This is a genomic window from Rhodopseudomonas sp. B29 (genome assembly GCF_000333455.1).
Classification (GTDB): domain Bacteria; phylum Pseudomonadota; class Alphaproteobacteria; order Rhizobiales; family Xanthobacteraceae; genus Rhodopseudomonas.
Map to the genome: position 1 here is coordinate 1 of NZ_BADD01000780.1, position 7,257 is coordinate 7,257.

The 7,257-nt window shown below is 65.8% G+C and carries 7 protein-coding genes; 3 read left to right on the forward strand and 4 right to left on the reverse strand.

Features of this window, described 5'->3' with window-relative positions:
* A partial coding sequence (locus tag I5M_RS28040) for an acyl-CoA dehydrogenase family protein (RefSeq protein ID WP_022724430.1) occupies positions 1-977 on the reverse strand: 977 nt, incomplete at its 3' end.
* Between the two features lie 127 nt (positions 978-1,104).
* Here I5M_RS28040 and I5M_RS28045 point away from each other — a divergent pair.
* The gene (locus tag I5M_RS28045) at positions 1,105-2,127 is read left to right on the forward strand and encodes a helix-turn-helix domain-containing protein (protein ID WP_148287977.1); all 1,023 of its coding nucleotides are present in this window, start codon (positions 1,105-1,107) and stop codon (positions 2,125-2,127) included.
* 302 nt (positions 2,128-2,429) lie between these two features.
* Here the strand turns inward: I5M_RS28045 and I5M_RS28050 are convergent, their stop codons facing one another.
* Positions 2,430-3,083, reverse strand: a complete 654-nt coding sequence (locus I5M_RS28050; RefSeq protein WP_031337871.1) for a PepSY domain-containing protein — start codon at positions 3,081-3,083, stop codon at positions 2,430-2,432.
* Positions 3,084-3,305: 222 nt separating this feature from the next.
* Positions 3,306-4,490 (reverse strand): thiolase family protein, encoded by a 1,185-nt coding sequence (locus I5M_RS28055; RefSeq protein ID WP_031337873.1) that lies wholly within the window; start codon positions 4,488-4,490, stop codon positions 3,306-3,308.
* Between the two features lie 320 nt (positions 4,491-4,810).
* Between I5M_RS28055 and I5M_RS28060 the strand changes: the two genes are divergently transcribed.
* On the forward strand, positions 4,811-5,836 hold the full coding sequence (locus tag I5M_RS28060; protein ID WP_022724433.1) for an Hsp33 family molecular chaperone: 1,026 nt from the start codon (positions 4,811-4,813) through the stop codon (positions 5,834-5,836).
* Between the two features lie 69 nt (positions 5,837-5,905).
* Here the strand turns inward: I5M_RS28060 and infC are convergent, their stop codons facing one another.
* A complete protein-coding gene (infC, locus tag I5M_RS28065) occupies positions 5,906-6,445 on the reverse strand; it encodes a translation initiation factor IF-3 (RefSeq protein WP_031337877.1) in 540 nt (179 codons plus the stop codon).
* A 352-nt stretch (positions 6,446-6,797) separates the two neighbouring features.
* Between infC and I5M_RS28070 the strand changes: the two genes are divergently transcribed.
* Positions 6,798-7,257: alpha/beta hydrolase (locus I5M_RS28070; RefSeq protein ID WP_022724435.1), on the forward strand; the 460-nt coding region annotated here is incomplete at its 3' end.

Genomic DNA, 7,257 nt, shown 5'->3' on the forward strand with positions numbered 1-7,257 from the left:
CGGCACGCCCGCCAACTCAGAGCACGCGCCGCTTCGATCGCCGTCTTTGCGTCGGCTAACGCGTAGCCGACCGCCTGGTGCTCGATGATCGGCACAGCGCCTCCGCGGCGATCGGTGCGCGCGAAATTGAGCGTGAAATCGAACGCGGCGCGCATCAACGCGACACTGAACACGCCGACCAGCGCCGCGGTGCCGGTGAAGCTCGCCTCCACGATCTGCAGCCCGGCCCCCGGACCGCCCAGGATATTGTCCTTGGCGGCGCGGACGCCCTCGATCCGGAATCGCGGCGTGAGGTGGGCACGGTGCCCGACCGATTCCTGCGCGCGCTCCAGCACGATGCCGTCTGCCGGACCTTCGACGACGATCACGGAGATCGCCTGCTCTGGCGGAGCGGTCGGGCTGGTACGACAGACCACACAGATCAAATCGGCCCCCTTGCCATCCCACCCAGTGGCGCTGGACACCCAATGCTTCGCTCCGTCGATCCGCCATTGGTCACCGTCCAGCACGGCGCGGGTCCGTAGTCCTTCCGCCGGCGGCGGCGCAGCGAAATTCGCGCTGCCACCCGGTTCGCTGAAGGCGAAGGCCGCCAGAGGCGTGCCCGTCGCGGTGAGGAACGGCGCCAGCATCCGTTTGCACTGCTCAGGGGAACCACCCGCCAGGATCGGCATCAGCCCGAGCATGGTTGCGAACAGGGTGAGCGACACGCTGGTGTCGACCGCTTGAAACTCTTCCGCAACGACCGCCATGTCGACCATGCCCGTTCCGCCGCCGCCGACCGGCACCGGTAGCAAGCGCCGAAGGAACCCCTCGCGGATGATTTCCTCATAGAAAGGACGTGTCTCAGCGAAGCGCGCTTCGGGCGTCGGAAGGTTGCGGGTCGCAGGACCGACCTCGGCGAGAACGCGCCGCGCGAAGGCGCGCGCTGATACTTGAAGATCACGCTGTTCGGGGGTCAGGGTGAAATCGATCGGCATGCGGGTCCTCCTGTCCGGCGCCGGCGGGTCACCGGCGTTACCACAGCAGCCTGTCATTGACTTTGCGCCGCGGTCATTTGACGATGCGTCCAAAAGCATCTGACGAAATGTCTGGCTGGCCGGCACGTTGTTTGCTTCGGGCGACTGCGATCACCTCTCACGGGGTCCGCCGATGCCTCGCCTTTCATGGAATATGCAGGACGTACCAGCATACGAACGCTTCGCTTATTGGCGCGAAGCGGTTTGCCGGACTTATCTGCCACTGGAACCGGAGGATCTTTCCGGTGGCACGTTCGACGGCAGCATCGATGCGACGATGGGCGCGTCGATCCATATTTCCCGGGTGCGATCCGTACCCTCGGTGATCGCGCGAACGGCCCTCGGCATTGCAACCGGTCAGGACGGCTCGTACTACGCCAATTTGCAAGTCAGCGGCGAATCCATCGTCGAACAGTTCGGCCAACGCGCCGTCGCACGTCCGGGCGACATCGTCCTTGTCGACACCAACGAGCCGTTTTCAATTTTCTTCGACGGCGGCTGCGACATCGTTTGCGCCACGCTGCCCGAAACCGGATTGCGCCGCCATCTGCAGCAGATCAGTCGAAGACCGCTCAGCGTCATCGGCAGGACCGGCGCAGGACGGCTCGCGGCAGCCTACATCGATGCTCTGAACGACATCCCGGCGGACCTCGAACTGGTCGACGACTTCGCCGGCCATCAACTATCGACCCTCCTCATTCGCGCCGCGAACGTGCAATCGGCTCGGCCCGTCGCGCCATCGCGCCGCGAACAGACCCTTCGTCGTATCCTCGCTTTCATCGACGACGAACTCGTCAATCCGATGTTGTCGGCCAAGCTGATCTGTCGTGAACTCGGACTTTCACGCAGCACGTTGTTCGAGGTTCTCGCCGACGCCGGCATCGTGTTCGCCGCGTACATCCGTCACACGCGGCTGGAGCGCAGCCTGGCGCAGATCCGCGATCATCGCCTCGCGCCGATGACGATCGGCGAGATTGCGCTCGGGCTGGGATTTGCCAGCCAGGAGACCTTCACCCGCGCCTTCAAGCGGCGGTTCGGGATTGCTCCCGGCGCCATGCGGCAACGGGCCTGTGACTCCAGGCAGGATCACCTGCCCGTTCGGAAGCCCTGACCTGACAGGGCTGCACCAGGTCGACGGTGCCGACGATGGGCGCGCAGATGATCCGATCAGAAACTGCGACGGGTCATGCGAAACAGGCTTCGCTGACGGCCCATTCGTCGCGATCGTCGAAGCCATGATCGGCCGGACGAGTGCGATGCGTACGCGCAGGCACTCGCCGCTGCCGACCAGCAATCCGATGCAGCTTCCTCGCCAGCACACGCCGCTTCCAGAGTAGTTCTGCTTTGGACGGAATCAGAACTGGCGCGCCGGATTGCGTGGTTCAGGCACACCCCCGAGCCGCACTGCCGCGATCACGACGGCTCCTGACTCCGCGGCTTGCGACGCGCCGGAGCGTCGTCACGCGAGGTCGGTGCTTTGCGCAGCCGTGCGCCGGGAGGTTCGAGCACGACTTCCTTCAGATCTTCGCCGAGCAGCACCACGACGACGAACTTCAACTTGCCGTCTTCGGCACGAAGCTCGGCCTGGACCGGCCGTCCGCCGAGTGAGCGCTCGGCCACGGCGATCGCATCCGGCATGCCCGGACCGACCGACTGCAGCGCCGCCAGTTCGCCCGCCTCCTCCGAATCCGGATCGACCAGTGCGGAGACGTCGTCGTCGTGCAGCACCGCACCGGTCTCGGCGCTGATCACCACGTCCCAGACCTTCTGCCGCTTCACGATGCGAACGCGGTAGACCAGCGACTGCAGGACGATGTCGGACTTGATATGCGCCGTCTTGGCGCCGGGATGCAGGCTGTTTGCGATCCCGACCGCACGGGCCAGGGAGATTTTTGCGGTGCGCAGTAGTTCGAGCTTGGGATCCTTGGTGACGGCGATCGCCTGCTCGCCGCTCGCCTCGGCGACCGCAGGATGCTCGGGCTGATCCGCGGCCGCGCTGGCGCGCTGTGGCAACGATGTGCCGAGCGCGACAACAAGTAACAAGCAGGCTGTGAGACCAGTTCGCATGCTGACGGTTCCGGCGCGGCGCCACGCGGCGTGCGATACGCGGCGCGGCGACACCCGCACCAGCTCCGACCTTTGAGATCATCGAAGGGCGCGCCGGGTCAAGGCAGCAGAGACGGTATCAACTTGTTTCGGGCCGAGTGTGTCCCTGGGGTGCCTCCGGCAGCCCGGGAACAACGTTCGCGACCGCACGTCGGCACGACGTGCAACTCGCGGCGCGCGGACTCACAGCATTTCGAGCGCTAGCGCGATGCCCTGACCGCCGCCGATACACAAGGTGACCATGCCCTTGCGCAGTCCGTCGCGCTTCATTGCATGCAGCAGGCGCGTCGTCAGGATCGCGCCGGTGGCGCCGATCGGATGGCCGTGCGCGATGGCGCCGCCTTCGACATTGACGATGTCTTCGGCGAGACCGAGTTGCTTGATGACGGCGAGCGGTACGGCCGCGAAGGCTTCGTTGATTTCGATGCGTTCGATATCGCCGAGGTCCCAGCCGGCGCGCTGCAACGCCTTGCGCACCGCCGGCACCGGGCCGAGACCGAACATGCCGGGCTCGACTGCCGCAACACCATAGCCGACGAGACGCGCCAGCGGCTCGATGCCGGCCTGGTCGGCAAAGCGCTGATCGGCGACGATCATGGCCGACGCCGCGCTGTTAAGGCCCGGCGCATTGCCGGCCGTGATGGTGCCGTCGGGACGAAATGCGGGCTTCAGCTTGGCCAGGACTTCAATCGTAGTGTCCGGCCGCGGCGCTTCGTCGGCCACGAAAGTCTCGACTCCTTTACGTCCCTTGACCGGCACCGGCACGATTTCGTCGTCGAACGCGCCGGCCTTTTGCGCTTGCGCGAAACGCTGCTGCGAGCGCGCGGCGAAGCGATCCTGCTCGGCCCGGGTGATCTGAACCTTGCTGACGAGATCCTCGGTGTGCCAGCCCGAATGTTCACCGGAGAAGGCGTCATTGAGGCCGTCGGTCAGCATGCTGTCGTGAATTTCAGCCGGGCCCATGCGATAGCCCCAGCGCCCGCCGTCGAGCAAATACGGCGCGCGGTCCATGTTCTCCATGCCGCCCGCCACGGCGACGTCGATATCGCCATTGGCGATTTCGAGAGCCGCAGTGACGATCGCCTGCGCGCCCGAGCCGCAAACCCGATTGACCGTGTAGGCCGGCACCGACACCGGCACCTCGCCGCCGATCGAGGCCTGGCGTGCCGGGTTCATGCGATTGCCCGCCTGGATGACGTTGCCCATCACCACAGAGCCGACGTTCTCGGGCGACAGCTTGGCACGCTGCAGCGTCTCGCGGATCACCACGCTGCCGAGGTCGGTCGCGGGCGTCCCCTTCAGCGTGCCGTTATAGGCGCCGATGGCGGTGCGGACGGGGTGGCACAGAACGATCTCGCGTGCGGTCATGACAATGTCCTCGATGGGGCCAGAGGCCCGCTGGGATGCCGGCGGCCTCGGCAAAGCAATTCGCCGAACTAATCGAATTATATGTTGATCATCATTCAATCGCAAGATCGCGCCGGCTCGGGCAGACCGTGTGGCTGCCGACGCGGCGCCCGCCCGGACGAAGGGCCGTATATGCAAAGCCGGTTGGCTGCCATGCGGCGCCCCCGGCGGATGCCGGTCTTTGCCGCCCGCGCGGCCCGCCGACTGGCAGCCGAGCCTGCCGCATGCGACAAACCGGGCAGCCCTTTCGATTTTGCCGCACCACCCCCAAATACAGGCCCATGACCTCGACCTCTCCGGAAACCAACGAAAACCCACCCGTTCGCGCCCCATCGGCGGTGCCGATCGACGACAGCGTGCTGCCGTTCGAGGTCGGCCCGCTGGATCTGCGCGGCCGGCTGGCCCGACTCGGCCCCTCGCTCGATGAGATGCTGGAGAAGCACGCCTATCCGGCGCCGGTCGCCCGCCTGCTCGGCGAAGCCGTCGTGCTGGCGACGCTGCTCGGCTCGTCGCTGAAATTCGACGGCCGCTTCATCCTCCAGACCCAGACCGACGGCCCGGTGTCGTTTATGATCGTCGATTTTCAGGCACCCGACCGGCTGCGCGCCTATGCGCGGTTCGACGAGGCGCGGCTGGAGCCCGGCCTGTCGTCCGGTGCGCTGCTCGGCAACGGCCATCTGGCGATGACCATCGACCAGGGCCCCGACATGCGGCGCTACCAGGGTCTCGTCGCATTGACCGGCGGCAGCCTGGAAGACGCCGCGCACGAGTACTTCATGCGCTCCGAACAGATTCCCACCAGGGTCCGCCTTGCGGTCGGCGAAGAATGGCGCGGCGGCGAAGGCGGCCGGCATCATTGGCGCGCCGGCGGCATGCTCCTGCAGTTCCTGCCCAAGTCGCCGGAGCGGATGCGACAGGCCGATCTCGATCCGGGCGATGCGCCGGAAGGCACGACGGCACACACCGTCGACGAGGACGACGCCTGGGTCGAAGGCCAGTCGCTGATCGCGACCGTCGAAGACGTCGAACTGATCGATCCCGACCTGTCGGGCGAGCGGCTGCTCTTCCGGCTGTTTCACGAGCGCGGCGTGCGGGTGTTTTCGTCGCTGCCGATGCGGGCGCAATGCTCGTGCTCGCGCGATGCCGTCGCCGGCATGCTGTCCCGCTTCTCGCCGGAAGATCGCGCCGAGATGGTCAAGGACGACAAGGTCGTCGTGACCTGCGAGTTCTGCTCGTCGGTGTACCAGTTCACGCCGCAGGAAGCCGGGATCGACAATGCCGGCGAGACCGAGCAGCCGAACACCTGAGCAACGAAAAAGGCCCGCCAGAAGCTTCTGACGGGCCTTGCTCGGACATAACTTTTGCAGACTGCGCGATCAGCGCGGCGCCAGCACCATGACGACCTGGCGGCCTTCGAAGCGGGCGTCCTGCTCGACCTTGGCGATTTCGGCGACGTCGGCCTTCACCTTCTCGAGCAGCTTGGTGCCGATTTCCTGGTGAGCCATTTCGCGGCCGCGGTAGCGCAAGGTGATCTTGACCTTGTCGCCTTCCTCGAAGAAGCGCTGCATGGCCTTCATCTTCACGCCGTAGTCGTGATCGTCGATCATCGGGCGGAGCTTGATCTCCTTGATCTCGACGATCTTCTGTTTCTTGCGGGCCTCGGCGGCCTTCTTCTGCGCCGAATATTTGTACTTCCCGTAGTCCATGATCTTGCAGACCGGCGGGACGTTGTTCGGCGAAATCTCGACGAGGTCCATGCCCTGCTCCATCGCCATCTTGACGGCGAGGGACGTCTCGACCTTGCCCTGATTGACGCCGTTATGGTCGATCAGCTGGATTTCGGCGTTGCGAATTTCATCGTTGGTGCGCGGCCCGTCTTTGGCGGCGACGGGCGGGGCTCTGTTGGGACGGCGAATGGGATTTGCTCCAATGTTGTGAACGTTGACGGCGAACGATCGATGAGCTGGTTACTGGCGGCCTTCCGCCGCCCCGATCGCGTGTTCCATATAGGTGAGAGCGCGACCGAAGGCAAAACCGAACGGCCCCGGTCCATCGCCGAAGCGATTGATCCAAGGCCCTCTCATACGATCGTAACGCAGTGTGACCGACAAAGTCCCACCCGACAAGCCAACTTCCGCATAAGCGCCCGAAAGCCACGCCCGGATGCGGCGTTTGGGCAACGCCGAGGCCCGGCAGGCGGGTTTGACGGCCGAGGACCGGCTGCGGCAAAAGCCGAAGCTGAATGGAATTTGTCGAAAGGACCGTGCGATGGCCGACACCCAGGCTGAGGCCCCCGAGTTTGTCAGGGTCGGCAGCGGTTCCGACACGCGCCGGCTCGCCGTCCGGGCGCGGCGAGGTGCGGTTCCCGCTCCTGGCCCCGGCCTGTTCTGGCTGAGCGGCTTCCATTCCGACATGAAGGGCACCAAGGCGGTGGCGCTCGACGAATGGGCGGCTGAGCGCGGACGCGCCTGCGTCCGCTTCGACTATTCGGGCCACGGCGAATCGTCCGGCGAGTTCGCCGACGGCACCATCAGCCGCTGGCTGGAAGAGAGCTTGGCGGTGTTCGAGCAATTTTGCTCGGGACCGCAAGTGGTGATCGGCTCGTCGATGGGCGGCTGGATGGCGCTGCTGCTGGCGCGGGAACTCCGCCGCCGCGCGGCGGTGTCCAAGCATGGCGCCACGCTCGCCGGCATGGTGCTGATCGCGCCAGCACCGGGACTCACCGAAG

What these genes read in the sequence shown, in the direction of transcription:
- I5M_RS28060 (WP_022724433.1), top strand. Translation starts at nt 4,811, where the DNA reads ATGACCTCGACCTCTCCGGAAACCAACGAAAACCCACCCGTTCGCGCC.
- I5M_RS28055 (WP_031337873.1), bottom strand. Translation starts at nt 4,490, where the DNA reads ATGACCGCACGCGAGATCGTTCTGTGCCACCCCGTCCGCACCGCCATC.
- I5M_RS28050 (WP_031337871.1), bottom strand. Translation starts at nt 3,083, where the DNA reads ATGCGAACTGGTCTCACAGCCTGCTTGTTACTTGTTGTCGCGCTCGGC.